This is a genomic window from Thermostichus sp. MS-CIW-26, from assembly GCF_054059115.1.
In genome coordinates this window covers 21,195-46,189 of the sequence record NZ_JBSSBV010000010.1, presented here as the reverse complement: position 1 = coordinate 46,189, position 24,995 = coordinate 21,195, and the positions used below count along the sequence as shown (strand labels likewise).

Genomic DNA, 24,995 nt, shown 5'->3' with positions numbered 1-24,995 from the left:
GCTCCAGCTGTTGTTGACGTGTTTGAGATAACCCAGCCCTCTGTCGTCATGACTCCGCGTCCCAAGGAAACTGACCCTTCCTGGCCACCCTGCAACCCCGACACGACGGGCTGCCCCCCGGATGCCGGACAACCAGGGATCCGGACTACACCCATCCAAGAGGGCTATGCTCTGCCGGAGCAGTATTTCAACCGGGAGCTGAGCTGGATTGAATTCAATGCCCGGGTTTTGCACGAGGCCCTGGATGAGCGCACACCGCTGCTGGAGCGGCTGAAGTTTCTGGCCATCTTCGAGAGCAACCTGGACGAGTTTTTCATGGTGCGGGTGGCGGTGATCCGCCGTCAGTTGGAAACGGGCGTGTTGGTGCTAACCCCGGATGGCCTTACACCGCAGCAGCAGTTGCAGCAGATCTCGAGCCACCTGCGCCCCCTGATTCGCAAATTGCACACTTGCTTCCGGCAGGAACTGGTGCCCAAGCTGGCGGAACAGGGCATTCACATCCGCGATTTTTCCGAGCTGGACGAGCTGGAACGGCAGGAGCTGCGGGACTACTTTGAGAGGCGTTTGTTTCCAGTGCTCACCCCCTTGGCGGTGGATCCAGGCCATCCTTTTCCCTACATCTCCAACCTCAGCCTCAGCTTGGCGGTGGTGGTGCGGGATCCAGAGACTGGCAAGGAGCATTTTGCTCGCGTGAAGGTGCCCAACACCTTGCCCCGCTTTGTGCCGCTGCGGGATGGGGTGAGCTTTGTGCCGCTGGATCAGGTGATTGCCCACCATCTGGAAGCGCTGTTTGTCGGCATGCAGGTGCTGGAGTACTACCCCTTCCGCATCACCCGGGATGCCGATCTGGAAATCCAAGAGGACGAGGCCGACGATCTGCTGGCTGCCATTCAAGAAGAGCTGCGCAAGCGCCGCTTCGGCTCAGTGGTGCGCATGGAGATTGCCAGCCAAACTCCGGCAGCCATCCGACAACGGCTCAGCGAAGAGATGCGCCTCAACAGTGACTCGGTGTACGAAGTGGATGGCCTCTTGAGTATGGGGGGGGTGATGGCGTTTCTCAGCCTGAATCGGCCCGATTTGAAGGATCCCCCTTGGGGGCCGGTCACCCCGCCCCGCCTGCGCACTGCCTCGGTCAGCGATGAGCCGGTGGATATCTTTGCCGTCATCCGGGAAGGGGATCTGTTGGTGCATCACCCCTACGATTCTTTTGCCGCCAGCGTGGAACGGTTTTTGGAGGAGGCCGCCAACGATCCGCAGGTGCTCACCATTAAGCAAACCCTCTACCGCACCTCCGGCGACTCGACGGTGGTGAAATCCCTCATTCAGGCCGCCGAAAACGGCAAGCAGGTGGCCGCTCTGGTGGAGCTCAAAGCCCGTTTCGACGAAGAAAACAACATCCTCTGGGCCAAAAAGCTGGAGAAAGCCGGGGTCCACGTGGCCTACGGCCTGCCGGGGCTGAAAATCCACTGCAAACTGGCTTTGGTGGTGCGGGAAGAGGAGGGATCCCTGCGCCGCTACGTCCACATCGGTACCGGCAACTACAACCCCAAAACCGCCCGTATCTATACCGACCTAGGGCTGTTCACTTGCGATGAGACCCTCTGCAACGACGTTACGGAGTTGTTTAACCTGCTGACGGGCTACTCGCGGCAACGGCAATTCCGCAAGCTCTTGGTGGCCCCCAGAACCCTGCGCCAGGGCATGGAAGCCCTGATCCGCAGAGAGATCCGCCATGCCCAAGCGGGGGGCCAGGGGCGTATCATCGTCAAGATCAACTCTCTCACCGACCCGGAAATGATCCGGCTGCTCTACGAGGCCAGCCAAGCCGGGGTGGAGATCGATCTCATCGTGCGGGGCATGTGCTGCCTCAAGCCTGGGATCCCAGGCCTGAGCGAACGCATCCGCGTGATCAGCATCATCGGGCGCTTCCTGGAGCACTCCCGCATCTTCTACTTCTACAATGGCGGCCAGGAAGAGTACTTCATCGGCAGTGCCGACTACATGACCCGCAACCTGGATCGGCGCGTTGAGGTGGTTACCCCTGTGGAGGATCCCGCGTTGCAGCGGGAGCTCAAGGCGATCTTGGACATCTGCCTGACGGACAACCGGCAGGCCTGGGAGTTGCGCCCTGATGGCACCTACGTGCAGCGGCAACCCAAGCCAGGAGAGCCTGTGCGCTCCACCCACCAACGCCTGATGGAGCGGGCCGCCAGCCGCATTTAGCAGGATGACTCTCACTGCTAACCTCTCTCTCAGAGGGAGAGAGGAGCAGCCTCGCCGCTATCGGGAATGGCCACCAAAGCTCAGGATCCGGTGGTCTTGGCGGCCTCGGCCTCTTCCTCGCCCAGCGCAATTACCCGTTCCGTGGCCTGCAACGAAGACTGCAAGCTCTCCAACTTTTCCCGGCTGGCGCGGTTCAGCCACGACTCGATTGCATTCACCAAGAGCTGATCCACAGAGAACCAGCCCCCCCCATTCACCGCAAAGGCCAGGAAGATCGCTGCGTAGATGGCGGATAGCTCCAAGTAGGGAACGCTGAAGCCGGCCACCTTAATGTGATGGAACATGGCCACCGCCATCGTGGCGAACAAGCCCAGTGCTGCCCCTCGGGTCAACAAACCCAGCGCCACCATGGGGGCTGCAATCAGCTCGGTATAGGCAGCCACATAAGCGAAGAAGATCGGGAAGGGCAACCCGATCACTTCTACATAAGCCGTCGCAAACCCTTCGATATCTGCCAGCTTGTCAAGGCCGTTGTGAATCATGAATAGCCCTGCCACCACCCGCAAAACGGTCCACGCCACTTGAGACCAGCGCGGAGTTACGCTGTCGTGACGCAAAGCTGAGGCGAGTAGCACGGGAAACTGCTGAGTGAGTGCCATAGGATAAAACCTGCGATGCAAAGATGAGCAAGGATTCTAACTTATTGTAACGATTCTAAATTTCTGTAACAAGGGTGGGACTCAGATCCCCAGTGGTCAAGGGATCCCATCCAGAAACAAGGTCTCCGGCCCGCTTTCGCGACCGGTCGGGTGGGTTTCCGGCGAGCTTTCACCGCAGGCGATTGCGCCACACTATCTCTGCTCTTGGCCTGGGACTTTTCCGGCCTTGCTGAGACCTGTCAACCTCTGTAAATGGATCCCTCATAATGGGTTCATTTGCTGCCTGTGTCGATATGGTTGCCGAATCTGTCCTCGCCTCTGATGTCAGCTCCGCCAAAGCCCAAGCCGGGAGAGAGGAGGGATCCCCGCCTGCCATTCGTTTGCGGAGGGTCAGCCGCAACTTTTCCGGGATCCAAGCGGTGGACGGGGTGGATTTGGAGGTGCAGCAGGGGGAGTTTTTTACGTTGTTGGGGCCGTCGGGTTCGGGCAAAACCACCTGTTTGCGGATGATCGCGGGCTTTGAGCGTCCGGATGAGGGGCAGATCGAATTGAACGGCCAGAATGTTTTGGGTCTGCCGCCCTACCGACGGCCTGTGAACACGGTGTTTCAGGACTATGCTCTCTTCCCCCACATGACGGTGGCGGAGAACGTTGGCTACAGCTTGATGATCCGCGGCATACCGCCGAAGGAGCGCCAAAAGCGAGTGCAAGAGGCGCTGGAGCTGGTACAACTGCCCGATCTGGGATCCCGTAAACCCAGCCAACTTTCAGGGGGGCAACGGCAACGGGTGGCCTTGGCGCGGGCTTTGGTTGGCCGACCGCAGGTGCTCTTGCTGGATGAACCTTTGGGGGCGCTGGATTTGAAGTTGCGCCAACAGATGCAGTTTGAACTCAAGGCCCTACAACACCGCCTTGGTCTCACCTTTTTGTACGTCACCCACGACCAAGAAGAGGCCCTGACCATGAGCGATCGTATTGCCGTGTTCAATCGCGGGCGCATCGAACAGGTGGGATCCCCGGCAGAGCTCTACGAGCGACCTGCCACCCGGTTTGTAGCCGGTTTTATCGGCCAAACCAACTTGATCGAGGGATCCCTGGCGGAACGATGCGTGGGAGAAGCGGCCCTGTTTGCTTTGCGCCCGGAGCACATTCGGATTGACTTATCTGAAGAAGGGATCCCCGATGGCCACTGCCGCTTGCGGGGACGGATTTGCGACACTGCTTATCTAGGGGCTTTCATTCGCTATCAGGTATGGGTGTCGGGCTGTGAGGTGAAACTTTTGGCTGTGCAACCCAACCCCGGCCTGAATTTGCAGCAGTTGCCGGAAGGGACGGAGGTGACTTTAAGTTGGGATCCCAGCCGGATGCACCGCATCCCCGAATAGGGCTCTCAATCCCGATCTCCTCTGGAGCTTGTCTATCCGGCGTCGGCGCTATCTTGCAGGCAGTTGACACTCCCGCCGACTGAAGTCGAGGGATTCTTACGTAGCCCAGAAACGGGCTCGCAACGGCGTTGTCAAAGGGAGAAAAACGGGCCATGATGCGCATTTCCATCCAGCCGGAGAGTGGGATCCCTGGCTCCGTACAGCTTTTTAATTTGCTCTGCTTTGCCATTGCCTGTGGGCAGTTTCCTCCCGGCTGCCGCCTGCCCAGCACCCGTCAATTGGCTATGCAAACAGGCCTGCACCGCAATACCATCCACAAGGTCTACCACCAACTCGAGGCTATGGGCCTGGTGGAAACCCGCGCTGGATCTGGCATTTACGTGAGCCGCTCCGCCCGCCAGGTGGTTAACTACTCTCGCGGCCTGGGGGAAAACCTGGATCGATCCCGACAGGTCCTGGAGCAGGTGCGCCAGGGCATCGACCAGCTGCTGCAGCAGGGGTTTTCTTTGGAGCAGGTGCGGGATCTGCTGCTAGCGGAGATCGATTGGCGATTGCGCTGCAGTGCCCAAGTGCTGGTGTGTGTGCCCAACCGGGATTTGGGTACAGGACAACTGATGGCCCAGCAAATCCAGCAGACTTTGGGCATCCGGGTCCAGTTGGTGCCCCTGGAGGATCTGGCCACCGTCCTGGATCAGATCCAGTCCGGCACCGTGGTGACGCTCCGCTATTTTCTCAGCGCCGTCGAGGCCATTGCTCAACCCCGGGAGGCCCGTGTTCTGACAGTGGAGGTGTCCGACTACGCCCGCGAAATTGCCCTGATCCGCCAATTGCCTTCCTACGCCTGTCTGGGGCTGGTGAGCATCAGCACTGCCCTGCTGGAGGTTGCCGAGGTGATTGTCTACAGTCTGCGGGGAGACCTGCTGGTGCTGACGGCAGTGATCTCGGATACGGAACGGGTGGGATCCCTAATCCGCCGCGCCCATACGCTGATTTGCGATGAGGCCAGCTACCCCACCCTGCGGGTCTTGGTGCGCCAAGCCCGAGCCGATCTAATCCGCACACCCAACCTAGTCTGCGCCACCCCCCACATCGGAGAAGCAGCCATGGCCGAGCTGCGACGGGAACTGGGTGGGATCCCTGGAGCCGGAGGAGATGGGGACGCAAGCAGTAGCAGTTTGCAAGGCAAAGAAACCCATTAAGCCTTGTTGCAGGTGAGCCATTTTGCGGATGACAGGCTGCCCGATATCGTGTTTAAGTGGAAATACGGTAAAAGCTTACTCACTTTGATTCATCGCTGATCAGTCTTTACACGCATGGTGATCCTCGACTACGCCTCCGCCGATCATGACCATGTGGCGGTCAGCCGGGAAGGTTTCTGGGAGGCCATCCGCTTCCAAGACCATTTTTACGTCTTCAACCGGGGCTTTTCTCAGCTGCAAGAGGCCATCGCCAGTTGCCGCTACGACATGGATCACGGATCCCTGATCAGCCTGGTGGTGGTGCGCCCTCGGAGCTATGAGGTGTGGTCACAGGTGGGATCCGACATTCCTGTCCTGCCGAAGCAACTCTTGAGCCCCACAGCCAGGGACTCCGTCTCGCCGGCGCGCCAGTGCTCCGCACCCCTGTCACCAGCGCGGAAGCGTCGCATAGCAATGACGGCTCCATCGGGGCCCGAACGTCCTTTCTGGTCTTTCTGGGGCTGGGGATCCAAGGCTTATGTGGTGGATGGCGAGCCGGCTGCACCCCAGTCTTTGTTCCACCATAGCCCTCGGCCCTACAACGCGCTACAGGCTTGAGCCGGAATCGGTTGCGCCAGCGTCGTGCAGCAACAGTTTCAGGGAACAGGACGGCTCCACATGCAAATTGAGATCCGGCTCTTCCACCAGCAGGGGCACGCGCTCGGCCACTTCCAGGCCAAATCCTTTCAAGCCGCTGATGTGGCGAGAGGTGTTGCTGATCAGGCGCATTTTGCGCACCCCTACATCCCGTAGGATCTGGGCGCCGATGCCGTAATCGCGCAAGTCCATCGCCACCGGTGGCGCGGTTTCAGAAAGTCCCAGATCTTGCCGGGCGTAGGACTTGATTTGCTCGATGAGACTCAGCTCCTGCTCTTGCCGGCGCAGGTACACCAGTACCCCCTTGCCTTGGTGGTCGATCATTTTCAGGGCGGCGGTCAATTGGCGGCGACAATCGCAGCGCAGGGATCCCAGCGCATCCCCTAGGGGACACTCCACATGGACGCGCACCAAGACGGGCTCAGAGGCAAATTGGGCCGGATCCCCTTTCACCAGGGCCAGGTGCTCGACTTGGTTGAGGCTATCGCGGTAGCCGTAAACCCGAAACTGGCCAAACTCCGTTGGCAGGGTGGCGGCAGCCTCTCGGTGAACCAGTTGTTCGGTGCGCAAGCGGTACTCGATGAGGTGGGCGATGGTGATGATCTTCAAATCGTGCTGACGGGCATATTCGATCAACTGGGGCAGGCGGGCCATGGAGCCATCCGGGTTTTGGATCTCGCAAATCACCCCTGCCGGATACAGCCCGGCCAACATCGCCAGATCCACCGCTGCTTCCGTATGGCCAGCCCGTTTGAGTACTCCGCCCTCCCGTGCCCGCAGCGGAAAGACATGCCCAGGCCGGCGCAGATCTTCCGGTCGCGTGTGCGGGTGAATGGCCGCCTGAATGGTGCGAGAGCGATCGGCAGCGGAAATGCCGGTGGAAACTCCAGCCTCTGGCCCAGCATCAATGCTGACGGTGAAGGCAGTTTGGTTGCTGTCGGTGTTCTGCCCCACCATCAGCGGGATCTTCAGCTCATCGAGGCGGGATCCCTGCATGGCCAGGCAGATAAGGCCCCGCCCGTAGGTGGCCATGAAGTTGATAGCTTGGGGCGTGGCAAACTGGGCAGCACAGACCAGATCCCCTTCGTTTTCTCGGTTTTCGTCATCGACCACGATGACCATGCGACCACACTTGAGGTCTTCGAGGGCTTCGGGGATGGAGTGGAAGATCGTTTCTGTCTCGGCCTGCGGGATGGCACTCATGGAAAAGGGGACGCAAAAAGGGAAAACCTGGCACAGCCGGCTCTGGGCACCGGATCTGCCGGATCTATGCTAGAGCAAACCGGGCAACAGCTAGGGATCCTGAGACAGGGTCAGTACTTGGGAATCGAGGGATCGTAAGCCTCTGCCCAGGCGAGGATCCCCCCGCGCAGGTTTTTTCCTTGGATCCCAGCAGCTTGCAGGATCTTCAGGGCTTTGGCCGAGCGTGCCCCACTCTTGCAGTGGACGATCAGCTCTGAGCCGTTAAGGAGGCGACGCACCTGCTCCACCCCGTCGCCGTTTTCAATTTGGGGCAGGGGGATCAGGTGAGCACCAGGGATCCGGCCTATCTCCCACTCATTTGGGTTGCGCACATCGACCAACACAAAGTCTTGGTGAGCATCCATCCGCGCTTTCAGCTCGGCCACAGTGATCTCCGGGATCTCCGCTTGGCCAGCCTGTTCGGCAGCTTGGGCTTGTGGGATCCCGCAGAACTGTTCGTAGTCGATCAGCTCAGTGATGGGCGGAGTAGCCGGGTTTTTGCGCAGCTTCAGCTCCCGGAAGCTCATGTTCAGGGCATCGTAAAGCAGCAGCCGCCCGCTCAGGGTTGTGCCCACGCCCAGCAGGATCTTCACGGTTTCGGTAGCTTGAATAACACCGATGATGCCAGGGAGGATCCCCAACACTCCCCCTTCGGCGCAGGAGGGCACCAGTCCTGGTGGGGGCGGCTCGGGGTAGAGATCCCGGTAGTTGGGCCCATCTTCGTAGTTGAAGACCGTCGCTTGTCCCTCGAAGCGGAAGATCGAGCCGTAGACATTGGGCTTGCCCGTCAACACACAGGCATCGTTCACCAGGTAACGGGTGGGGAAGTTATCGGTGCCATCCACAATCACGTCATAGTTGGCAAACAGCTCCAGTGCGTTGTGGGCCTTCAGGGCGGTGTTGTAAACATCCACTTGACAGTGGGGGTTGATCTCCAGGATGCGGTTCTTGGCCGATTCCACCTTCGGCTTGCCCACCCAGGAGGTGCCGTGGATCACCTGCCGCTGCAGGTTGGACACATCCACCACATCAAAATCGACAATGCCGATCCGCCCCACGCCGGCTGCCGCCAAGTACAGCAACAGGGGCGAGCCAAGCCCGCCGGTGCCAATGCACAGCACTTTGCCCGCTTTCAGCCGCTTCTGTCCTTCCAGGCCCACCTCGGGCAGGATCAAATGCCGAGAAAACCGCTCCATCTCCTCGCGGGAGAGGCTGACTTGGCTGGTGTCCAGGTTCAACATGCTCACAACCCTCCGGCAATAGCAGGAACGATGCTGATAACGGCTTGCTCTCCCACGGGGGTGCTGTCGCCTTGGGGCAACGTGCGCACATCCTCGTCGTTGAGGTAGACATTGACAAAATTGCGCAGCTTCCCATCCTCGGTGTAGAGGTGGCGCTTCAGCTCGCCATAGCGGGCGATGAGGTTGCCCATCACTTCGCCAACATTGCTGCCCTCGATCTCGACAGCTTCCAGGTTGTCGGTGTAGGGGCGCAGGGGAGAGGGGATCAGAACTTTGGTTGCCATGGGAGTTCGGGGAGAGATCTTGGGTATCTACTGGAGACTTTTGAGGATCCAGAGGATCTGGGCTGACCTATCCGTTTGTCGATCTTGTTGGGGCTGTCCACTGACTTTGAGGATTCAGCTATGTTACAGATAAGGTTCAGCACTAGACTACCGCTTTTTCCGGTGGCGCCCATCCCAGCTTTCAAGGATCCCAACTGAACTTAGCCGTGAACTTCAGCCTCAAACAGCGGCAAAGCCCAAACGACTCTAGCTTGCCAAAGCCGGGAGCGGGGGGATGCGAATGTCTTCCAGCATCTGCATCGGCTCCCGTTGGGGCTGCTCCTGCTCATCCAAAACCCAGCTCACCACCTCTTCTGCCTTGCCCTCGCGCACACTGACGATCACACAGGAAAAGCCCCAAGGAAAAGCATGCTGCCGATCAAACTCGGAGGGAATGGCCGCATGGTTGGGATGGGAATGATAGGTGCCCAGGATCCCCAGCCCTTTGCGCACCGCGTGGTCGTTGGCCCGCTTGAAATCCGCCGGATCGATCAAAAAGCGGCGGCGGCTGGATTCCCCGTCTGCCAGAGGGTTTTCCGCTTGATCCCAGGTGTTGGTCACCGACCAAAGCTCGTGGATGATCTTGTCGGATCCCCGGATTTCCCCAATTAAAATGCCGCAGCTCTCGTGGGGAAAGGCTTGTTCGCCGTGCTGGCGGATGCTGTGAAGGTGGTCTGCCGAGAGGTAGAGGGCCATGAATCTCGCCTTTGCCGATGGAGTTACCGTTCTTTTATTCTGGCACAAGTTGGCCGGGGATCCCTCAACTTAGCTACAGCGGATGCCATTGGGGCGCAACGGGCAGGCCGTTCCGCAGAGGCCGCCGCTGCTGAAAATGTTCGGCCACCAGTGTGGCGCGGTCAGACCCGTCCATCGAGTGAACCCAGAGGTGGCTCTGGCTTTGGAGGGGTGACGGGGGCATAGTGGGGGCAACCCTGGCACGGCCCTTGGGGATGGACGGCACAGCGCAACCAAGCCGAGTGGGCACTGAAAACACAAGAGGGATCCCCCAGGGGTGGGCCAAATTCGCCGGCCCGTTGACGGCGCAGCAGCACCACTTGCCGTCGCCAATCTTGCAAAAATCGGCTGTAGGCGCGTTCCCGCCAGCGACGCTTGGCCGCATTTTCGAGGACGTGGGCGGTGAGGTTATCCAACATGGAACGATACCCAGGGAAGAGGCCAACAGGCTGGGAGTTGCGTTGGATGGCTGAGAACCTCAGGATGGCACAGACTGGCGAGAAGAACCCAAGAATTGCAAACTCTCCTTGAGTTCAGTTTAAGTTTGTTAAGTTTGTGGAGTTTCTTCCGATGGCTCTGGCTGCTGGTGGCGGGCCTGGGCCTGTTGCAGGGCTTCTCGCACCACAGCAAAGCCCGTTCCCCCGGCGCTGAGCCGCGTGGCCACCACCTGGCGGGGCTCAATGGCCGTCAAAATGTCCGCCTCAAAGGCCGGGTGGAAGGTTTTCCAGCGCTCCAAGGGCAGATCCCGCAGCAGGATCCCCTCTGCCAAACAAATGCGCACAATCTGCCCCACCAAATCATGGGCTGTGCGAAAGGGGATCCCTTTGCGCACCAAGTAGTCGGCCACATCGGTGGCGTTGGAGAAATCTTCCTGCACAGCAGCGGCCATGCGCTCAGGTTGAAATTGGATCCCTTCCCGCAGCAGAAGGGTCATCGCCTCTAGGCAGGCTTTCAGGGTATCGACCGTGTCGAATAGTCCCTCTTTGTCTTCTTGGAGATCTTTGTTGTAGGCCAGCGGCAGCCCCTTCAAGGTGACCAACAAAGCCTGGAGATGGCCAAACACCCGCCCCGCCTTGCCGCGCACCAACTCCGGCACATCGGGATTTTTCTTCTGGGGCATGAGGCTGGAGCCGGTGGCACAGGCATCGGTGAGGGTGACAAAGCCGAACTCCTGGGAAGCCCAGAGGATCATCTCTTCCGAGAGGCGGCTGAGATGCACCAAAATCAAGCTGGCGGCAGCGTGGAACTCCACCAGGTAGTCCCGGTCGCTGACGGCATCCAAGCTGTTGGCGCTGATCCGCTCAAATCCCAGCAGATGGGCGGTGAGCTGCCGATCAATGGGCAGGGAAGTGCCGGCCAAAGCTCCGGATCCGAGGGGGCAGACATTCACCTCTTCCCGCACCCGCCCCAGCCGTTGCCAGTCTCGCCAGAGCATTTCTTCATAGGCCAAGAGGTGGTGGGCCAAGCTAATCGGCTGAGCCCGTTGCAGATGGGTGTAGCCGGGCAGGATTGTCTCCAGATGCCGCTCAGCCAAGTCCAACAAAACTCCGCGCAGCTCCCAGAGGGCTTGACGAAGGTGATCGATCTGATCTCGCAGATAGAGGCGCAGATCGGTGGCCACTTGGTCGTTGCGGGAGCGCCCGGTATGCAGTTTTTTTCCCACTTCCCCCACCAAAGCCACCAAACGACGCTCGACGGCATAGTGGACATCCTCTGCCTCTGGATCGGGCCGGAAGGTGCCGGCAGCCGCTTCCTGTTGGATCTGCTCCAATCCCCACCGGATCTGGTCGGCCTCTTGCTGGGTCAGGATGCCACAAGCGGCCAACATCTGCACATGAGCCAGGGATCCGGCCACATCGTAGGGCAGCAGGCGGATGTCGAAGCCGATACTGGCGTTGAAGCGGGCAATGGCAGGGTGCAGGGATCCCTCGAAGCGTTGGCTCCAGGGGCGAGGGGTGGAAGTTACCGTCGGCTCAGACATCGGCTGGGAACTGGGAGAATGGGAAGAAAGACCCCGCTGCAGAAGAAAAAGCACAAAAACCAAATACCGACGGCCAAAACCCCGCCGGCTCAGCCCAACTGGATCCAGCTAGAGCAATGGCGACAAGGCCCTAGTGGGAGCTGGTGATGCTCTTGAGCATGTAGCCCACTACGATCCCTATCAAAAGCGCCCAAATTTGGCCCGATTCCACAAAGCCATTCCAACCCTTGCGGATATCGCCCAGCACATCCTGTCGGAACACCTGCCCGACAATCATTTCCGTCTGGAAAGCCGCGGGGGCCGGCAAGTAAACCGAAGCGGTCTCAGACCCAGAAGGAGAGAAGTTCATGGTTGTACCTCAGGTGTAGATAACACAGTGCAGCCAACCTGGTAGCTCCGCCAGCTAGAGCGTACCGCTCTGAAAGACCTACGAAACGCCAACAAACACTTCCACTCGCACCGGCGGCGCGGAGTGCTCAGCGTCTGCCGCGCTTCTGCTTTCTTCCTGCCTTAACGAACTATGGCTGGCAGCAGAGATCACCCCCACTGCCCCGCCAGAGGGATCTCCACAGGCGTGACTTCCCCGCAAGCTGCAGGTAGCCGCTCCTTGCTCTCTGAGAGAGCCACACAGACTAAAGCTGGAGCAGGCTTTAGCCCATGCAGAACGCATGCCAGAACTAACCAACTAGCCTAGTAGTCCGGCAAAACCACGTCAACCAACCCACCGTTGCTGCCCAGCCCAGTAGCGTTGAGTAGCTTGCTTGAGCTATTGTGAGCGTTGCGGCCTGCTGTCATTAACCCTGAGTTTGAACTTTTTTAGCTAGGCTGGCTCGGAGTCGGGCAACACCTTCAACACCACCAGCGTTGTGTCGTCCACGGGCTCAGGCCGCAGGGAAATCTCGTCCTGCAACAGAAGCTCTGGATCCTCGGGCAGCCATAGGGGAAGAGGGTGGGATCCCCGACGGCCTCGGAAGGCATCCATCTGCTCAAACAAGCTCTCCAAGATGTCTTCGGGGGAGTCGTAGCGACGGGCAGCGTACTGGATGGCGTCCATCAGCCCAGAGGTTTCCAAGCGCTCGCCGCGGGTGTTGGCTGTCTCCGTGTAGCCATCGGTGTAGTACACCACCACATCCCCGGGTTGCAGTTGCACGCAGCTTTCCGAGTAGTGGCTGTTTTCTTCCAAGCCGATCAGCGCCCCCTCTGTGTCCAGGGGTTGAATTTCTCGGGTGCGGGCCTGCCACCACAGGGTGGGGTTGTGGGCCGCGTTGCTGAAGCAGAGGCGATGGGAGCGGGGATCGTACTCCGAATAAAACAGGCTGATGAAGCGATTGGAGTTTTCCAGGTCACTGTACATGGCCCGGTTCAGATGTTGCAGAACACGGGCCGGCGAATGGCGGTTGAGGGCCTCCGCCCGCACCATGGCGCGGGTCATGGTCATCAACAGGCCGGCGGGCACCCCTTTGCCCATCACATCCCCAATGACGATGGCCAAGCGAAAGCCTGCCGTTTCTTCAGATGAGTCGGATGTTTCCAGGCGTTCGCCGGGAATCTTGATGAAGTCATAGTAGTCGCCCCCCACTTTGCTGGCCACCCGGCAACGGGCTGCCAAGCGAATCCCCTTGACTTGAGGGCACTCCCGAGGTAGCAGTTGGGTCTGGATGTAAGAGCCAATCTCCATTTCTTTTTCCAGGGCCATCTTGCGGCGCAAGGCTGCCGTCAAGCGGTCATTTTCGATGGCCACCCCTGCCTGATCGGCGACCAAGCGCAACAGTTGTTGGCGACGTTCATCCCAGTGGTAGCCAGGCTGACGGCTGAAGACGTACAAGCGACCCTGGACAGAGTTGCGAATCAGCAGCGGCGTGCCGAAAAGGCGTACATCCGGCCCCAAGCTCTGGCGGAACCGTTCGTCCAAGAGGTGTTCAAGGGCAGGGATCTTAACAGACAGGGATCCCTCCGTTTTGAGAATGGGCTCTTGAGCCGAGAGGGTCTGGGTAATTTGCTCCATCTCAGCCCGAATCTGCTCGCGGTGATTGAGATCAGAGCAATGCAGTTGATCCAACTGGATGGTGCCGTTGGGATTGAACAAAACCAGGGCTCCGCCTTCGGCATCGGTCAGTTGGCTGGCCACAAAAGCCGTCAGCTCCAGGATCTGGTTCAAGTTGTTAAAAGAGCGCAGAGCAAAAGCCAGCCACGCCAGCAGATACTGCATCCGATGGTGTTCTCTCTCCAGTTCTGCCACCCGATCCGGCATTGCAGGGGCAGGCACAATGGCCGGCTTGACCTCCGGCAGCTCTCTATCATCGGACGCAACGGCACCTGAAGAGGTGGGATCCTCATCCTGGCCGGTCTGAGCTGAGCGCAAGTCCCCCGAATTGTCCGTGGGCGACAGCGACGGAGCATTGGGGGGGAGGGGATTTTTGCCCGAATCCTGGGCCAGCAAGGACTCTGACCACAAAGAATCTGACAGCCCGGCAGGGGGCTGCCCTAAAACGGCCTTTTGGGGGCTGTGATCATCCATCGGGAAGACTGGCGTTAATCCCTTGGAAACGTAACGAAACAGCTTAGCAAAAATATCACAAGCTTCATCACACTCATCCCTCACACCCAGCGATGCTGACGGGATCCCTGGCACAGCTCTCGGTAGAGCTGTTCCACCTGGCTGAGGTTGTGGCTGAGGGTATAGCGCTCCAGCACCCGCTGGCGGGCCTTCATCCCCAGCAGTTGGGTAAACTCCCGTTGATCCCGCAGCAAAGGCAGCAGCGTTTGCAGCTCTGCTGTCACCCGTGTCGGATCCAGCGGGATCCCGGCTCCATCGGCCAAAACCTCGCCATCGGCACCCACATCGGTGGCCACTGCTGCCAGCCCACAGGCCATCGCCTCCAACAGGGACAAAGAGAGCCCCTCGATTAAAGAGGGCAAAATAAACACATCGGCTCCTCGCAAGATCTCGATGCGCTGCTGCTCGTCGGCAATATAGCCCAGCCAGTGGATCCCATGTTGAAGGGTGTAGCAGGGCTTGAGGGTGTTGAGCAGCGGCCCATCCCCCACGATCAGCAGACCACACTTCTCCCCCATTTGGGAGTGTTTCCAAGCCTTGAGCAGGGCCTCCAGGTTTTTCTCCGGCGAAACCCGCCCCTGATAGACGAAGATCCGCTCCAGTCCCAACCGCTGTTTGAGGGTGGAGGGCCCAGGCGCGTACTTGTCCACATCCACACCATTGGGAATGACCACCACCTGTTGGGGGCGCACCCCCAGCTTGACCAAGATCTCCCGCTGCGTTTCCGAGAAGACAATGGTGCGGTGATAGTTGGCCAAACACGGGGCGTAGAGCTGGTAGGCCAAGTATTGGGTGCGAGAGGCGATGTTGCGCCGCCGCCGGTCGAAGGCCGGGTGGAAGGTGGCCACCAGCGGCTGGTTGAGCTCAGCACAGATCTCCGGCAGCACAAAGTCGATGGGAGAAATGGTCAAGGAGGCATGTACCAGATCCGGCTGCAATTCCTTGAGGGCCTGGGTGAGCAACCGCTTGGCGTTGGGGGCCGGGATCGTGTAAATCTGCGATTTGTACAGACAGGGGAGGGAAACGTCTCGACGATCCAGCTCCGCCCTCCAGCCTTCACCTCCAGGATCCAGGGCGGGCGGTTGGCCGTCGTTGGTGAAGTGAAAAAAGCTCACTTGATGCCCTCGATCCAAAAGGCCGTTGGTCATCTCGCGGCTATAGGTGACGTTGCCACAGAAAGGTGTCTTTTTGCCTATCCAGGCGATGTGCATGGGCGGATCCCCGCGGAGCTGAAACGCTGAGCTGCAAAGGGAGTCTCGATTCTTAAACCTCTACAAGAGTAGCAGAGTTGGCTCCTGCCTTGGCCCGTTCCCCCAGAAGAGGGTATCCAGCCTGGCGCTGCGGCAGGATTTAGGGGGCCTCTCTGCCCAATAAGCTCCAGGTGTACAGCCCCGCCAGCCCCGTCAGAACAGCCAGGGCCACAAACATCCAGGGAAGGCCAAAGCAAGCTTCCGCCAATCCCGTAAACACCAGCGGCAAACTGAGGGCAATGTTGGCGGCGTTGTTCTGGAGCCCAAAAATCTTGCCCCGCAGATGGTCGGGCGTTTCCTCTTGGATCAAGGTTTGCATCGGCACCGCCACCAGAGCCCCGCCACAGCCCAACAGGGCAATCCAGCCCAAGCTGGGCAGCAGCCAGTGGGTCGTCCAGGAGAGGGCTGCCAGAGCCCCACAGAGCAGCAGGGATCCCAGGCCAACCCAGGCGCGGCGGCTCACCCGTCGGCCCGTATGGCCCACCCAAAAGGCGCCGATCCCCATGCCTAGGCCAGCAGCGGCCAACAACACCCCGAACTGATCCGGCTTCAGCTCTGCCATCACTTCGGCCATGCGCACCGCCAAAACTGCCAGCGCCGCAAACAGCGAGTAAAGCACCACCACCTGCACCAAGGCAGCTCGGATCAGGGGCATCTGGCCGACATAGTGCAGGCCCAAGCGGAGATCTTCCCAGAGGTGGGGGACTTCCCAACGCCGGGGCTCCAGCTTCTCGTGGGGTTGTAGCAGCAACAGCAGGGATCCCGCCAAGAGGTAGGCTCCTCCCACCAACAGCTCCGGCCCCACTTCCCAGCCCGGCAACCAATGGCGTATCCAACGATCCGCCAGGGTTAACAGCGGCTCCCCCACAGCAAACCCGACGATCAGCGAAGCCATCATCGTGGTGGTGTACAGGGAGTTGGCCGCCAGCAACTCTCCTTTCGGCAGGATCAGCGGCAAAGTCGCCTGCTCGGCAGGAGCAAAAAACTGGGTTAGAACCGAGACGGCAAAGCTCACCAGCAACAGCCCCGCAAACCCCAAGGGGATCCCCGGCCAAAGGTCGCGCCCGGCAGTGAGCCAAAGCAGCGGCGGCAACAGCAGCACCAGGATCCCGCGCCCCAGGTTGGAGAGCACCAACACCCCTTTTTTCAGCCAGCGATCCACAAATACCCCTGCCAGGCTGCCCAATAGCATCGCCGGCAGCGTAAAAGCCAGCATGATGGCCGAAACCTGACCGCTGATGGAAGCCCCTTCGGGTTGAAATTCGCGGGCAACCAAGCCGATCAGCAGCACCAATAACACCTTGTCCGCCAACTGCGAACACACCTGCCCCATCCACAGCAGCAGGAAATTGCGTCGGCGCAGCACGGCAAGAAAGTTTCTCAGGCCCGGCTCAGCCAGACCTTGATCTTCCTCTTCCTTTTGCCCTTTTTCGGGATCCTCAGGAGGTGGCTCCGGCAGGGGATCCCCAGGAGAACACTCCGGCGAGCTGAGGGCGGGGCTTGCTGTCGGCTCAGGCGAGAGAGCTTCTGACTTCAGTCCCCAACTTGGCGTTGATGCAGGTAGATCCCGGAGAGGGGAACTGGGGTGGCAGATCCCTGCCCCTCCCTCCGGCCAGCCCCATCGTTGCTCCCAAGTCATGATGCTCCCCAGGTGACCTGCCCATTTCCCCGACGTCGGCCCCACAACAGAATGGGATCCCGTCAGCAAACAAAAGTGGAAATGGGGTGCCCTGATCTTATCTTGGCCCGCCTTCCAATCCACCAACCCAAATCTTGGGAATCGGCAGGCCTAGCTTCCTGCGGCAGACAAGGAGCGCAAGGGATCCGGGATCGACTCGCTTGGAGCCACAAAGCTGCCCTTCTCTACAAAGGTTAAGCGCAGGCTCAGCCAACGAATAAAATCCGCGTTGGTGGATACCACTGCCCCCAGGGGCTCCTTCAACTTGTCCCGCAGGGGCTTTAACTCTGGAGCTTCCATGAAGGCCGGCTGGGGCACCCAGAAGAAATCGACAGGGCAATGGCGCTCCTCGCAGTATCGACGACGCTCCTCCAGCACCTCTTCCAGAGGCTCAGAACGTAAGAAAGACAGGCTGGCAACGACAAAATGATAGGTAGTCGGTTCGGCAGCAGACATAAGATTGCTGTGGAACTGTGTTGAGAATAAAGGCTAGAGCCGGGCGTCCACCGCTCCTTGCAGATCCTCTCCCTCAGAGAGAGGCAGATTTGAGCAGATGCGGAGCCGGATTGCGGGAGCTACACAGCGGCTGACAGTCTTCCAACTGCCGGAGAACGGGTAGTCGCGCCATGACTTCCTCAGGGGGCATGGAGTGTTCTGAAGCCTGCTTGAGGGTAGGTAGAGCCTGAGCTGCCCATTCCCGAGCCCAGGAAGCGGACTCAGGAGTTTCCTTCTCCTCCAACAGCTCTTGGCAAAGGGCAGTTGAGCGCTCCAAGTCACCACTGCCCTGATATGCCATGATCAGAGCTACACGAGCCAAAACGCATTCTTCCGGATCTGCCCTCGAGCCATTGCGCTCGCTCAGGCGGCGGGACAAACTCTCTTGTCTTTCTTGGATGGAACAGCAGTAGCAGAACGACTCGAGAAGGTTGATCGCCTCCAGGTAGCGCTCCTGCTTGAGAGCAGTGATACCGGCGCGGAGGGATCCATGGGGGTGGGACATGAGCCTAAGTACAAGAAAAAGATCTTAGACGGACTTGCACCCAAGGGTTATCCAGTTAGTGGCCCGTCTTCTCATCCAAGGTTTCGTGTCTAAAACTACTATACACCCTCTGGACAAGTGACCGCCGATTTACTCTTCCTCTTAAGCTTGTGGAAAGGGCGCTCAACCTTTACGGGCTAGGGTGTAGGCGCTGACATAGTGAGTTTCTCGGCGCAGCACCGCACAGCCTGCCTGTTGCAGGCGCACCCCCAGATCGTCGTGGATGTAGTCGCGGTAGTAGGGTTCGTGGAAGGTTTGCATAAAGGCTTCCATCGTCTCCTTCAGCTCTGGCGAATCCAGCAGTTGCACCGAGTCGCAGATGACCACCACGCCCCCTGGCTTCACCACCCGACTCATCTCGTTGATGACATTTTGTCTGGCCGGGCCAGGCAGCTCATGAAAGAGAAAAACGCTGATGACGGCGTCAAAGGTGGCGTCGGCATAGGGCATGGCCTCGGCGTTGGCGCGGATAAGCTGGGGCAGCTCCCCCGGCAGCTCCTGCAACAGTCGGTTGGCCTTGCGCAGATAGGCGGGGGAAAGATCCAGACCGTACAAAGCCGCTTTGGGCAGGGATCCCCGCAGCAAGCGCAGCATCCGCCCCGTGCCACAGGCTACATCGAGGATGTGGGGGCTGACCAAGGTGGGATCCAAGGCATCTTTGAGCAGGCGAATCACCCGACGGCGCATTGCATCCGCTGTGCCCCCAAACAGCAGCTCCACCTGCAGGTCATAAAGCTCAGCCGAGCTGTCGCTCAGATAGCCGTTGGTTTGGTAATGAAAATTTTGCAGGTAGTATTTCGGATAGCCCTCGGTGGAGATGTCTTGAGAAAACTCTTGGTAACGCTTGCTGTGAACCCGCCGAGTAATCTGCGGCAAATCCAACCACACCTGCGGGTAATAGCGGGCAAAGTCCAGCCAGGGGTTGTCGAACAAGAGCGCGTGCGGGTAGTACCCTGCCTCAGCATCTTGCCAGTCCGCTTGCAGGAGTTGTTCATAACGGGCCCGCAACACCTGTAGCGTGTCAGCGCTCACCCGCACCTTGGCCCGCGGCGGCGGGGTTCTTCCGGAGGAGAAGCTTTGCAGATCCCTGAGCACCGAGAGCATCAGATCTGAAGCTTGGGTGGAGAGCGCTTTGTGGGCAAAGCCGAAGATGTTTTTGCCCCACTGAAAAGCGCGGTAGGCAGCTTCTCCGACTGGAGATGGGATCGGCAGCGACAGCTCAGGACTTAGTTGTAGGCTCATAACCCTGCAAGGTGCGAATGAAGAATGAAGGCTTAACGTTTGTTTACACTTAATTATAGCAAGGCGGCCGCGCCGAGCTGGCAGCCACTGGGATCAGGGGAAACCTGGCGGAAGGGGATTCGTAGGCACGCTCCATCTGGCCGAACAGGAGAGTACTCTAGTGGTGTCCTAGAAAAATTTCCCCGCTCGCCTCATGGGCTGGAGGAAAGGGCCGATCAGGTCGAGTCAATGGGAAGAGGGAGCGCCTCAGCATGACAACCAAGACGGTGTTGGTCATTGACGATAGCATCATGATTCGCAAGATGGTGGCCAGCATCTTGGCCGATCAGTTCCAAGTGGTGGAGGCCAAAGACGGGTTGACAGGGCTGGAAGCGGCCAAAAAACATCACCCCGACCTGATCTTGCTGGATTTTGTCATGCCCAAGATGGATGGCTATGACACGTTGCAGGCTATTCGCCGCGAAGACAGTTTGAAAAATACCCCCATCATCATGATGTCGGGGATGAAGGAGCAGGTGACGGCCCGCATCCCTGAGCCTTTTGTCGATTTCGACTTTATCGAAAAACCGTTTGAGGCGGAGGCTCTCCTTGCACAAATTCAAAAGGCTCTGCAAGTGGCCCCCGTAGCTGCCCCGGAGGCTGGAGGGGAAACCAACACCCAATTGCTCTTGAACAAGCTCACTGCTATCGAGACGCTGCTGATTCAAGGCACGGAAAACCTGATCCAGCGGGAGGTGGTGACGCGGCTTTCCAGCCTCAGCCAGCGTCTAGACCGTCAGGAATCCCACAGCGCTAACCTGGAAGAACAAATCCGTAAGCTCGCCGGCGAAGTGGAACGGCATAGCCAAGGCTTGGCCTTGATCGTCAAGGAGCTGCGGCACATCCGTAAGTTGTTGGGGGGATCCTGATGTCTGAGAGGGTTTTTGAGCGAGCTTATCGACACCTAGATGCGGTGACGGCTCTATTTGTGGCCGTGCTGCTGATTTCCAACATCGCCTCGACCAAGATCGTTCTTCTGGGGCCCTTTACCTTTGACGGGGGCACCATTCTCTTCCCCCTCAGCTATATCTTTGGCGACATCCTCACGGAGGTCTATGGCTATGCCCGCTCGCGACGGGTGATCTGGCTGGGATTTCTCTCGGCGGCCCTCATGTCGGTGACATTCATGATCGTGGGATCCCTGCCGGCCGCCCCCGACTGGCCCTATCAAGAAGCCTACGACCAGATTCTGGGCCTGACGCCCCGCCTTGTGCTGGCCAGCTTAATCGCCTATTGGGGAGGCAGCTTTGCCAACGCCTATGTACTGGCCCGCATGAAGGTGTGGACGCGGGGACGGTGGCTGTGGACACGCACCATCGGCTCTACCCTGGTGGGCCAAGCGGTGGATACGGGTCTGTTTGTCACTTTGGCCTTCTGGGGGGTGTTCCCTGGCCTGGGCAGCTTAATACTCTCCAACTATGTGTTCAAGTGTGCCGTTGAGGCGGCGTTCACGCCCCTGACCTATGCCATTACCGGCTGGCTAAAGCAGCAAGAACAAGAAGACTACTTCGATGTGGCAACCGACTTTAACCCCTTCCGCCTCCAGCCTGTGTCTAGATGAATCCATCAGCCGCCTCAACGGATCTGGCCTTGGGAGGGATCCTATTTTGGTATAGTCAGAGCGTCATCCTATTTATCCTGCTGCCATCCGGTGTTACCGGGAGCTTTTATCCAAGACAAGACTTTTGTGAGGGATCCGAAAGATGATGCTCGTTTTCCAAATTGCTTTGTTGGTGTTGGTGCTTTACAGCTTGCTCTTGGTGGTGGCGGTGCCAGTGCTCTACAGCTCAGCCAGCGACTGGAGCCGGGCCAAGAATGTGATTTTGGTGGGATCCCTGCTCTGGGTGCTGATGGTGATCGGGGTGGGGGTGCTGAGTTTCCTCAAGTGAAGAAGCAGTAGAAGGGCAGGGGCATCTTGCCGTTACAATCGGCGCTGTGGGGGGCTGCACTGTGGGTATGGTGGCCCAAAGTTCTTGTTGAGATCTCTGCCAGAACTGCGTACTTGCGCACCCCGGTGAGCCCTAGGCTCTCTCGATAGAGAGGATCCCATCCTCTACAATGGACGGCGAGGCGTCGGCCTTGCTTGCCATCGGTCAGGCTGTCTACAGGCCGCGCTAGTGAGCTTTGAAGGTGCTGAGGTGTTTCAACCAGCGGAGGTTTGGGTGTTGAGAGCAGGGAAATGTTCGCAGGAACTTGGCCTTGCCCGGCGAGGCATGAGGCTGGCCTTGGCGGTTCTGGTGATGGGGAGCCTGGGATCCCTGATGGTGCCCCATTCTGCAGAGGCGCAGTCGGGTTTGGTGATCACCGGCAGTGAAGGGGTACCTGTCCTCAGCTATCGGCTCGATTTTGGCGGGGTTCGCAGTCGTTTGGATCGCTATCGCCTGACCATTCCCCCCCAGAATGTGGCGGTGGCAGAAGTGCAGATCAACGGGGACAGGAATTTCGATGGCCGCATCGATCCGGAAAGTGTCCGCCTGGAGGTAGAAGGCCGGCCTGTAGAGCTGGATCAAGTGTACTGGAACGAGGAGTTTCGCTCTCTAGAGGTGGTGGCCCGTCAACCCATTGCTGCCGGTCAGGAGATCCGTCTGGTGCTCTCCAACGTGCGCAACCCTTCATCTGCCGGTATCTACCGTGTGGAGGCGCGGGTACGGGGTACGGAACCCAACCCCCTCTTCCGGAATGTGGGCAACTGGCTGATTACCATTGAAGACCCAGAGCGGATTGGCTTCTGATCTATTGACCCGATGATCTGACCTACTGTTGATCTTTGCGGCGATCCTATAGGCACAGCCCTTTTGCGGGTCTGGGACAGCGACACCCAAGTTCCCGGCCAGTTGGGGTGGGATCCCTCTGCAAGTGTTTGTTCGCCGTGGTATGGGCTGCTGGAAAAAGCCGGAGTTCTGAGTTTTTCTAAGAATGGGGATTGTGCAAATCCGGCAAGTTTGGGTGGGGGAGTGTTTACCTTGTTGCTTGCTGACACCTGGTATCCCAATTGGTGGCAAGCTCTGATTTTGGGCATGGTGCAAGGGATCACCGAATTTCTGCCCATTAGCAGCACGGCCCATCTGCGGGTGTTTCCGGCTTTGGTGGGGTGGCCGGATGCGGGCGCTTCGTTTACGGCGGTGATCCAGTTGGGCAGTTTGGGGGCGGTGCTGATCTACTTTGCCTCTGACCTGCGCCAGTTGATCCTCGGCTCTTGGAAGGCTTGGCGAGAACGAGATTTTCAGCAGGAGCCTTGGCGGCTGTCGGTCGGGATCTTGGTGGGAACAGTGCCAATTGTGGTTGCCGGCTGGGCCATCAAGGCCATTTGGGGATCCCCACCCCGCCAGTTGTGGGTGATCGCCACTGCAGCCATTGGCTTGGCTTTGTTGTTGGGCTGGGCAGAGCAAACGGGCAAACGCCAGCGAGACCTTCACAGCTTAGGTATTTGGGATGGGATCTGGGTAGGGCTGGCCCAAGCTTTGTCCCTGATTCCGGGGGTATCGCGATCGGGATCCACCATTACTGCCGGTTTGTTCCTCAATTTGCAGCGCTCGGTTGCTGCCCGCTACTCCTTCTTGCTGGGGATCCCGGCTTTATTTTTGGCTGGGGTACTGGAGTTTGTCTCGGATTTTGAGGTGGAGGCTTTGCTGCCGCAAGGGTTGGGCACTCTCTCTGCTTTTGTTTTTTCTTATCTCTCTATCGATTGGCTGATTAAGTTTTTGCAGCGCAGCAGCACTTGGCTGTTCATCTTTTATCGGATTGGCTTTGGCTTGTTTATCATCTTGGGTTTAGCGCTGGGGTTCCTAAGACCCTAATCAAGCTCAGTCAACTACAATCCACGGGGATCCCTGAGGTGGTCACTCCTTTCTGGCTGCTTTTCCCACTGAGAAGATTGGCAAAATGGGATCCCTGCCTGAGGAGGTGGAAAGTCAGATTCGCGCGTTGCCAGTGGAACGCTTAGAAGAGCTGGGTCTAGCCTTGCTGGAGTTCCAGTCGTTGATTGACCTCACCACCTGGCTTGATGGATTCAGCCATTAAAGGTTCTCCCCTTCAAAAAAGGGCTCCGTATCATACGCTGACGAATCTAAAGATTGAGCCCGTGTGTTGCAGCGCACTTGCACTTTGTTGAAGCAGATGTTAGTTTCTGCTTGAGCATCAGGCTGCAAATCCAGTCTTGCTCTTGTCGGGTGATGAACGGTAGATCCTCCTGAGAGAGTTCCTTCTAGGGATCCCTGCCCTAATTTTGTGTTGCTTGTAGCTCCAATAGAAGGATTGCCGGATCCCTGTGGGGGTCACTTGTGCCACTTGAACTGCTAGAACCAAGGCGATTATGAACGGCCTCAGGATACTGCTTATGTTGATGCTCTCTTCTGTGTTGGTGTTGCTGTGTGGGTGCAGTGGCGGGGGAGGTTCTGCCCCCAGTGCAGAAGAAGAGCCCAATCTTGATCCCACTACTGGATTTGTGCCAGAAAATCCGGGTGAGGATCCCTCTCCAGATATGATCCCGGTCGATGAACTGGATAGATTGTTTCCGAATTTGCCACCGGATCCAGGGGAGGCGGGCAAGCAAACTTTGGAGGGGATTGATGCCGATGGAGATGGCGTGCGTGATGATGTGCAGCGCTGGATTTACCGCCGGTATCCCAATGATGAGCTGAAGCGGAAGGCCATGCTGCGATACGCCAAAGCTTTACAGGCAAGCATCGTGAATGTTGACAGGGATAGTCGAGACCAGGTGCGTGCAAGAGTGCTTGATGTTTTCCGAGCAATTCGATGTGCGCGGTTAGCATTTGGCGGGGCAAATGAATTCGACCTGATTGATGAAGTTGCTGAAGCAAGAAGGGAAGTGCAATTTCAAATGCTTAACACCCAGGAAAGAGTTATTGCAGATTTAACTGTTGATGCCAAGTTCTCTGGACAAGTCGTTGGCGCAGAAGAATCGACATGTACTGACCCAATTCGCTAGATTAGTGAGGATAAATGGATGTTCGGTCGAAATACTGTTCGTCTTGTTGTTTTATTGTGCTGTTGCCTGTCTGTACTGATTCTCAAGTCTTGCTCATTACCAAACAGACCAAATATTCACTCAGTTATTTCTCCCAATTTCAGCTTCAATACCGCTGCACTTGTCCTCAAGTCTAAAATTTACTATATTAACGGACTGGCAACTGAAATACGTGACGCTGAGGATAATCGTGATAGAATCATTGCTGCCATTGGAGGAAACGAAGAGAATGTATTGAGCCGACTCAAAGACAACATTGGGTTCGAGCAAGACATCGCAAACTATCGGCTTGCTTACAACATGGCTTTGGGAGGAATAACTGCGTCTGGAAATGTAACTCAAGCAGCAGACAACCCAACCTTTCAAATCGTTGCATCCATTGCACTCAAGATTCGGGAAGCACTGCCAGAACTGTCAGACCCTCAAGCGTGGCAATATGCTCGTGTTCTTCTAAAAGCCCCAAATGCAAATGATATTCTAAGGCCACTATTGCAAAGGTTTAATGTCCAAGAAACTCTAATTAATCTTCTTGGTCAAAAATTCGGGATAGAATTGCCGACCAACATCTGGATATGATTC

General features: G+C 58.2%; 26 protein-coding genes. 12 read left to right on the top strand and 14 right to left on the bottom strand.

Annotation, left to right across the window (positions count from 1 at the left end; translation table 11 throughout):
• Positions 1-48: 48 nt before the first annotated feature.
• Positions 49-2,223, top strand: coding sequence for a polyphosphate kinase 1 (gene ppk1, locus ACVWZU_RS05370; RefSeq protein WP_457443787.1), 2,175 nt, complete (start codon positions 49-51; stop codon positions 2,221-2,223).
• Between the two features lie 80 nt (positions 2,224-2,303).
• On the opposite strand, the gene ACVWZU_RS05365 is transcribed toward ppk1, so the two are convergent.
• Positions 2,304-2,882 carry a DoxX family protein gene (locus tag ACVWZU_RS05365; protein ID WP_414329342.1) on the bottom strand — a complete coding sequence of 193 codons (579 nt, stop codon included), beginning with the start codon at positions 2,880-2,882 and terminating at the stop codon, positions 2,304-2,306.
• Positions 2,883-3,148: 266 nt separating this feature from the next.
• Here ACVWZU_RS05365 and ACVWZU_RS05360 point away from each other — a divergent pair, with 266 nt between their 5' ends.
• The 3 genes from ACVWZU_RS05360 to ACVWZU_RS05350 all read left to right on the top strand — a co-directional run bounded on the left by ACVWZU_RS05360 (position 3,149) and on the right by ACVWZU_RS05350 (position 6,063).
• Positions 3,149-4,267 carry an ABC transporter ATP-binding protein gene (locus tag ACVWZU_RS05360; RefSeq protein WP_011433663.1) on the top strand — a complete coding sequence of 373 codons (1,119 nt, stop codon included), beginning with the start codon at positions 3,149-3,151 and terminating at the stop codon, positions 4,265-4,267.
• Positions 4,268-4,422: 155 nt separating this feature from the next.
• Positions 4,423-5,466, top strand: a complete 1,044-nt coding sequence (locus ACVWZU_RS05355; protein ID WP_457443785.1) for a GntR family transcriptional regulator — start codon at positions 4,423-4,425, stop codon at positions 5,464-5,466.
• A 114-nt stretch (positions 5,467-5,580) separates the two neighbouring features.
• Complete coding sequence (locus tag ACVWZU_RS05350; RefSeq protein ID WP_457443750.1) at positions 5,581-6,063, top strand: hypothetical protein; 483 nt, start codon at positions 5,581-5,583, stop codon at positions 6,061-6,063.
• Here the strand turns inward: ACVWZU_RS05350 and ribB are convergent.
• From ribB to ACVWZU_RS05285, 13 genes are all read right to left on the bottom strand, one after another.
• Entirely contained in the window at positions 6,052-7,305 is a 1,254-nt protein-coding gene (ribB, locus tag ACVWZU_RS05345; protein WP_457443748.1) for a 3,4-dihydroxy-2-butanone-4-phosphate synthase, read from the bottom strand. The two genes, ACVWZU_RS05350 and ribB, sit on opposite strands and share 12 nt — an antisense overlap.
• A 110-nt stretch (positions 7,306-7,415) precedes the next feature.
• Positions 7,416-8,585, bottom strand: coding sequence for a molybdopterin-synthase adenylyltransferase MoeB (moeB, locus tag ACVWZU_RS05340; protein ID WP_414329338.1), 1,170 nt, complete (start codon positions 8,583-8,585; stop codon positions 7,416-7,418).
• Positions 8,586-8,587: 2 nt separating this feature from the next.
• Positions 8,588-8,869 carry a MoaD/ThiS family protein gene (locus ACVWZU_RS05335; RefSeq protein WP_414329337.1) on the bottom strand — a complete coding sequence of 94 codons (282 nt, stop codon included), beginning with the start codon at positions 8,867-8,869 and terminating at the stop codon, positions 8,588-8,590.
• Between the two features lie 246 nt (positions 8,870-9,115).
• The gene (locus ACVWZU_RS05330; protein ID WP_011433657.1) at positions 9,116-9,604 is read right to left on the bottom strand and encodes a M67 family metallopeptidase; all 489 of its coding nucleotides are present in this window, start codon (positions 9,602-9,604) and stop codon (positions 9,116-9,118) included.
• Between the two features lie 161 nt (positions 9,605-9,765).
• Positions 9,766-10,062, bottom strand: a complete 297-nt coding sequence (locus ACVWZU_RS05325; protein ID WP_414329336.1) for a DUF6464 family protein — start codon at positions 10,060-10,062, stop codon at positions 9,766-9,768.
• A 128-nt stretch (positions 10,063-10,190) separates the two neighbouring features.
• Positions 10,191-11,624: an argininosuccinate lyase gene (gene argH / locus ACVWZU_RS05320; RefSeq protein WP_457443745.1), complete on the bottom strand. Its 1,434-nt coding sequence runs from the start codon at positions 11,622-11,624 to the stop codon at positions 10,191-10,193.
• Positions 11,625-11,754: 130 nt separating this feature from the next.
• Positions 11,755-11,973 (bottom strand): hypothetical protein, encoded by a 219-nt coding sequence (locus ACVWZU_RS05315; RefSeq protein WP_414418088.1) that lies wholly within the window; start codon positions 11,971-11,973, stop codon positions 11,755-11,757.
• A 471-nt stretch (positions 11,974-12,444) separates the two neighbouring features.
• Positions 12,445-14,142 carry a PP2C family protein-serine/threonine phosphatase gene (locus ACVWZU_RS05310; RefSeq protein WP_238376753.1) on the bottom strand — a complete coding sequence of 566 codons (1,698 nt, stop codon included), beginning with the start codon at positions 14,140-14,142 and terminating at the stop codon, positions 12,445-12,447.
• An 80-nt stretch (positions 14,143-14,222) separates the two neighbouring features.
• On the bottom strand, positions 14,223-15,392 hold the full coding sequence (locus ACVWZU_RS05305; protein WP_457443743.1) for a glycosyltransferase family 4 protein: 1,170 nt from the start codon (positions 15,390-15,392) through the stop codon (positions 14,223-14,225).
• 139 nt (positions 15,393-15,531) lie between these two features.
• The gene (locus ACVWZU_RS05300) at positions 15,532-17,070 is read right to left on the bottom strand and encodes an MFS transporter (protein ID WP_457443741.1); all 1,539 of its coding nucleotides are present in this window, start codon (positions 17,068-17,070) and stop codon (positions 15,532-15,534) included.
• A gap of 150 nt (positions 17,071-17,220) precedes the next feature.
• Positions 17,221-17,565, bottom strand: a complete 345-nt coding sequence (locus ACVWZU_RS05295) for an MgPME-cyclase complex family protein (protein ID WP_414329330.1) — start codon at positions 17,563-17,565, stop codon at positions 17,221-17,223.
• A gap of 73 nt (positions 17,566-17,638) precedes the next feature.
• The gene (locus tag ACVWZU_RS05290; RefSeq protein ID WP_457443739.1) at positions 17,639-18,109 is read right to left on the bottom strand and encodes a hypothetical protein; all 471 of its coding nucleotides are present in this window, start codon (positions 18,107-18,109) and stop codon (positions 17,639-17,641) included.
• 162 nt (positions 18,110-18,271) lie between these two features.
• The gene (locus ACVWZU_RS05285; protein ID WP_011433647.1) at positions 18,272-19,390 is read right to left on the bottom strand and encodes a class I SAM-dependent methyltransferase; all 1,119 of its coding nucleotides are present in this window, start codon (positions 19,388-19,390) and stop codon (positions 18,272-18,274) included.
• A 251-nt stretch (positions 19,391-19,641) separates the two neighbouring features.
• On the opposite strand from ACVWZU_RS05285, the gene ACVWZU_RS05280 reads away from it, so the two are divergent.
• The 8 genes from ACVWZU_RS05280 (at position 19,642) to ACVWZU_RS05245 (ending at position 24,992) form a co-directional block, all read left to right on the top strand.
• Positions 19,642-20,298, top strand: coding sequence for a response regulator (locus ACVWZU_RS05280; protein WP_457384811.1), 657 nt, complete (start codon positions 19,642-19,644; stop codon positions 20,296-20,298).
• Positions 20,298-20,990 carry a queuosine precursor transporter gene (locus tag ACVWZU_RS05275; protein WP_414329328.1) on the top strand — a complete coding sequence of 231 codons (693 nt, stop codon included), beginning with the start codon at positions 20,298-20,300 and terminating at the stop codon, positions 20,988-20,990. The genes ACVWZU_RS05280 and ACVWZU_RS05275 overlap by 1 nt, the downstream gene beginning before the upstream one ends.
• A 142-nt stretch (positions 20,991-21,132) precedes the next feature.
• A complete protein-coding gene (gene psbZ, locus ACVWZU_RS05270; protein WP_011433643.1) occupies positions 21,133-21,318 on the top strand; it encodes a photosystem II reaction center protein PsbZ in 186 nt (61 codons plus the stop codon).
• A gap of 324 nt (positions 21,319-21,642) precedes the next feature.
• Positions 21,643-22,161, top strand: coding sequence for a DUF2808 domain-containing protein (locus tag ACVWZU_RS05265; protein WP_414418090.1), 519 nt, complete (start codon positions 21,643-21,645; stop codon positions 22,159-22,161).
• Between the two features lie 231 nt (positions 22,162-22,392).
• Entirely contained in the window at positions 22,393-23,226 is an 834-nt protein-coding gene (locus ACVWZU_RS05260; protein ID WP_457443736.1) for an undecaprenyl-diphosphate phosphatase, read from the top strand.
• A gap of 85 nt (positions 23,227-23,311) precedes the next feature.
• Entirely contained in the window at positions 23,312-23,449 is a 138-nt protein-coding gene (locus ACVWZU_RS05255; RefSeq protein ID WP_011433640.1) for a DUF4351 domain-containing protein, read from the top strand.
• Between the two features lie 316 nt (positions 23,450-23,765).
• On the top strand, positions 23,766-24,377 hold the full coding sequence (locus ACVWZU_RS05250) for a hypothetical protein (protein ID WP_457443734.1): 612 nt from the start codon (positions 23,766-23,768) through the stop codon (positions 24,375-24,377).
• Between the two features lie 18 nt (positions 24,378-24,395).
• On the top strand, positions 24,396-24,992 hold the full coding sequence (locus ACVWZU_RS05245) for a hypothetical protein (RefSeq protein WP_457439559.1): 597 nt from the start codon (positions 24,396-24,398) through the stop codon (positions 24,990-24,992).
• Positions 24,993-24,995 lie beyond the last annotated feature (3 nt).

What these genes read in the sequence shown, in the direction of transcription:
- ppk1 (WP_457443787.1), top strand. Translation starts at nt 49, where the DNA reads ATGACTCCGCGTCCCAAGGAAACTGACCCTTCCTGGCCACCCTGCAAC.
- ACVWZU_RS05365 (WP_414329342.1), bottom strand. Translation starts at nt 2,882, where the DNA reads ATGGCACTCACTCAGCAGTTTCCCGTGCTACTCGCCTCAGCTTTGCGT.
- ACVWZU_RS05360 (WP_011433663.1), top strand. Translation starts at nt 3,149, where the DNA reads ATGGGTTCATTTGCTGCCTGTGTCGATATGGTTGCCGAATCTGTCCTC.
- ACVWZU_RS05355 (WP_457443785.1), top strand. Translation starts at nt 4,423, where the DNA reads ATGCGCATTTCCATCCAGCCGGAGAGTGGGATCCCTGGCTCCGTACAG.
- ACVWZU_RS05350 (WP_457443750.1), top strand. Translation starts at nt 5,581, where the DNA reads ATGGTGATCCTCGACTACGCCTCCGCCGATCATGACCATGTGGCGGTC.
- ribB (WP_457443748.1), bottom strand. Translation starts at nt 7,305, where the DNA reads ATGAGTGCCATCCCGCAGGCCGAGACAGAAACGATCTTCCACTCCATC.
- moeB (WP_414329338.1), bottom strand. Translation starts at nt 8,585, where the DNA reads ATGTTGAACCTGGACACCAGCCAAGTCAGCCTCTCCCGCGAGGAGATG.
- ACVWZU_RS05335 (WP_414329337.1), bottom strand. Translation starts at nt 8,869, where the DNA reads ATGGCAACCAAAGTTCTGATCCCCTCTCCCCTGCGCCCCTACACCGAC.
- ACVWZU_RS05330 (WP_011433657.1), bottom strand. Translation starts at nt 9,604, where the DNA reads ATGGCCCTCTACCTCTCGGCAGACCACCTTCACAGCATCCGCCAGCAC.
- ACVWZU_RS05325 (WP_414329336.1), bottom strand. Translation starts at nt 10,062, where the DNA reads ATGTTGGATAACCTCACCGCCCACGTCCTCGAAAATGCGGCCAAGCGT.
- argH (WP_457443745.1), bottom strand. Translation starts at nt 11,624, where the DNA reads ATGTCTGAGCCGACGGTAACTTCCACCCCTCGCCCCTGGAGCCAACGC.
- ACVWZU_RS05315 (WP_414418088.1), bottom strand. Translation starts at nt 11,973, where the DNA reads ATGAACTTCTCTCCTTCTGGGTCTGAGACCGCTTCGGTTTACTTGCCG.
- ACVWZU_RS05310 (WP_238376753.1), bottom strand. Translation starts at nt 14,142, where the DNA reads ATGGATGATCACAGCCCCCAAAAGGCCGTTTTAGGGCAGCCCCCTGCC.
- ACVWZU_RS05305 (WP_457443743.1), bottom strand. Translation starts at nt 15,392, where the DNA reads ATGCACATCGCCTGGATAGGCAAAAAGACACCTTTCTGTGGCAACGTC.
- ACVWZU_RS05300 (WP_457443741.1), bottom strand. Translation starts at nt 17,070, where the DNA reads ATGACTTGGGAGCAACGATGGGGCTGGCCGGAGGGAGGGGCAGGGATC.
- ACVWZU_RS05295 (WP_414329330.1), bottom strand. Translation starts at nt 17,565, where the DNA reads ATGTCTGCTGCCGAACCGACTACCTATCATTTTGTCGTTGCCAGCCTG.
- ACVWZU_RS05290 (WP_457443739.1), bottom strand. Translation starts at nt 18,109, where the DNA reads ATGTCCCACCCCCATGGATCCCTCCGCGCCGGTATCACTGCTCTCAAG.
- ACVWZU_RS05285 (WP_011433647.1), bottom strand. Translation starts at nt 19,390, where the DNA reads ATGAGCCTACAACTAAGTCCTGAGCTGTCGCTGCCGATCCCATCTCCA.
- ACVWZU_RS05280 (WP_457384811.1), top strand. Translation starts at nt 19,642, where the DNA reads ATGACAACCAAGACGGTGTTGGTCATTGACGATAGCATCATGATTCGC.
- ACVWZU_RS05275 (WP_414329328.1), top strand. Translation starts at nt 20,298, where the DNA reads ATGTCTGAGAGGGTTTTTGAGCGAGCTTATCGACACCTAGATGCGGTG.
- psbZ (WP_011433643.1), top strand. Translation starts at nt 21,133, where the DNA reads ATGATGCTCGTTTTCCAAATTGCTTTGTTGGTGTTGGTGCTTTACAGC.
- ACVWZU_RS05265 (WP_414418090.1), top strand. Translation starts at nt 21,643, where the DNA reads ATGAGGCTGGCCTTGGCGGTTCTGGTGATGGGGAGCCTGGGATCCCTG.
- ACVWZU_RS05255 (WP_011433640.1), top strand. Translation starts at nt 23,312, where the DNA reads ATGGGATCCCTGCCTGAGGAGGTGGAAAGTCAGATTCGCGCGTTGCCA.
- ACVWZU_RS05250 (WP_457443734.1), top strand. Translation starts at nt 23,766, where the DNA reads ATGTTGATGCTCTCTTCTGTGTTGGTGTTGCTGTGTGGGTGCAGTGGC.
- ACVWZU_RS05245 (WP_457439559.1), top strand. Translation starts at nt 24,396, where the DNA reads ATGTTCGGTCGAAATACTGTTCGTCTTGTTGTTTTATTGTGCTGTTGC.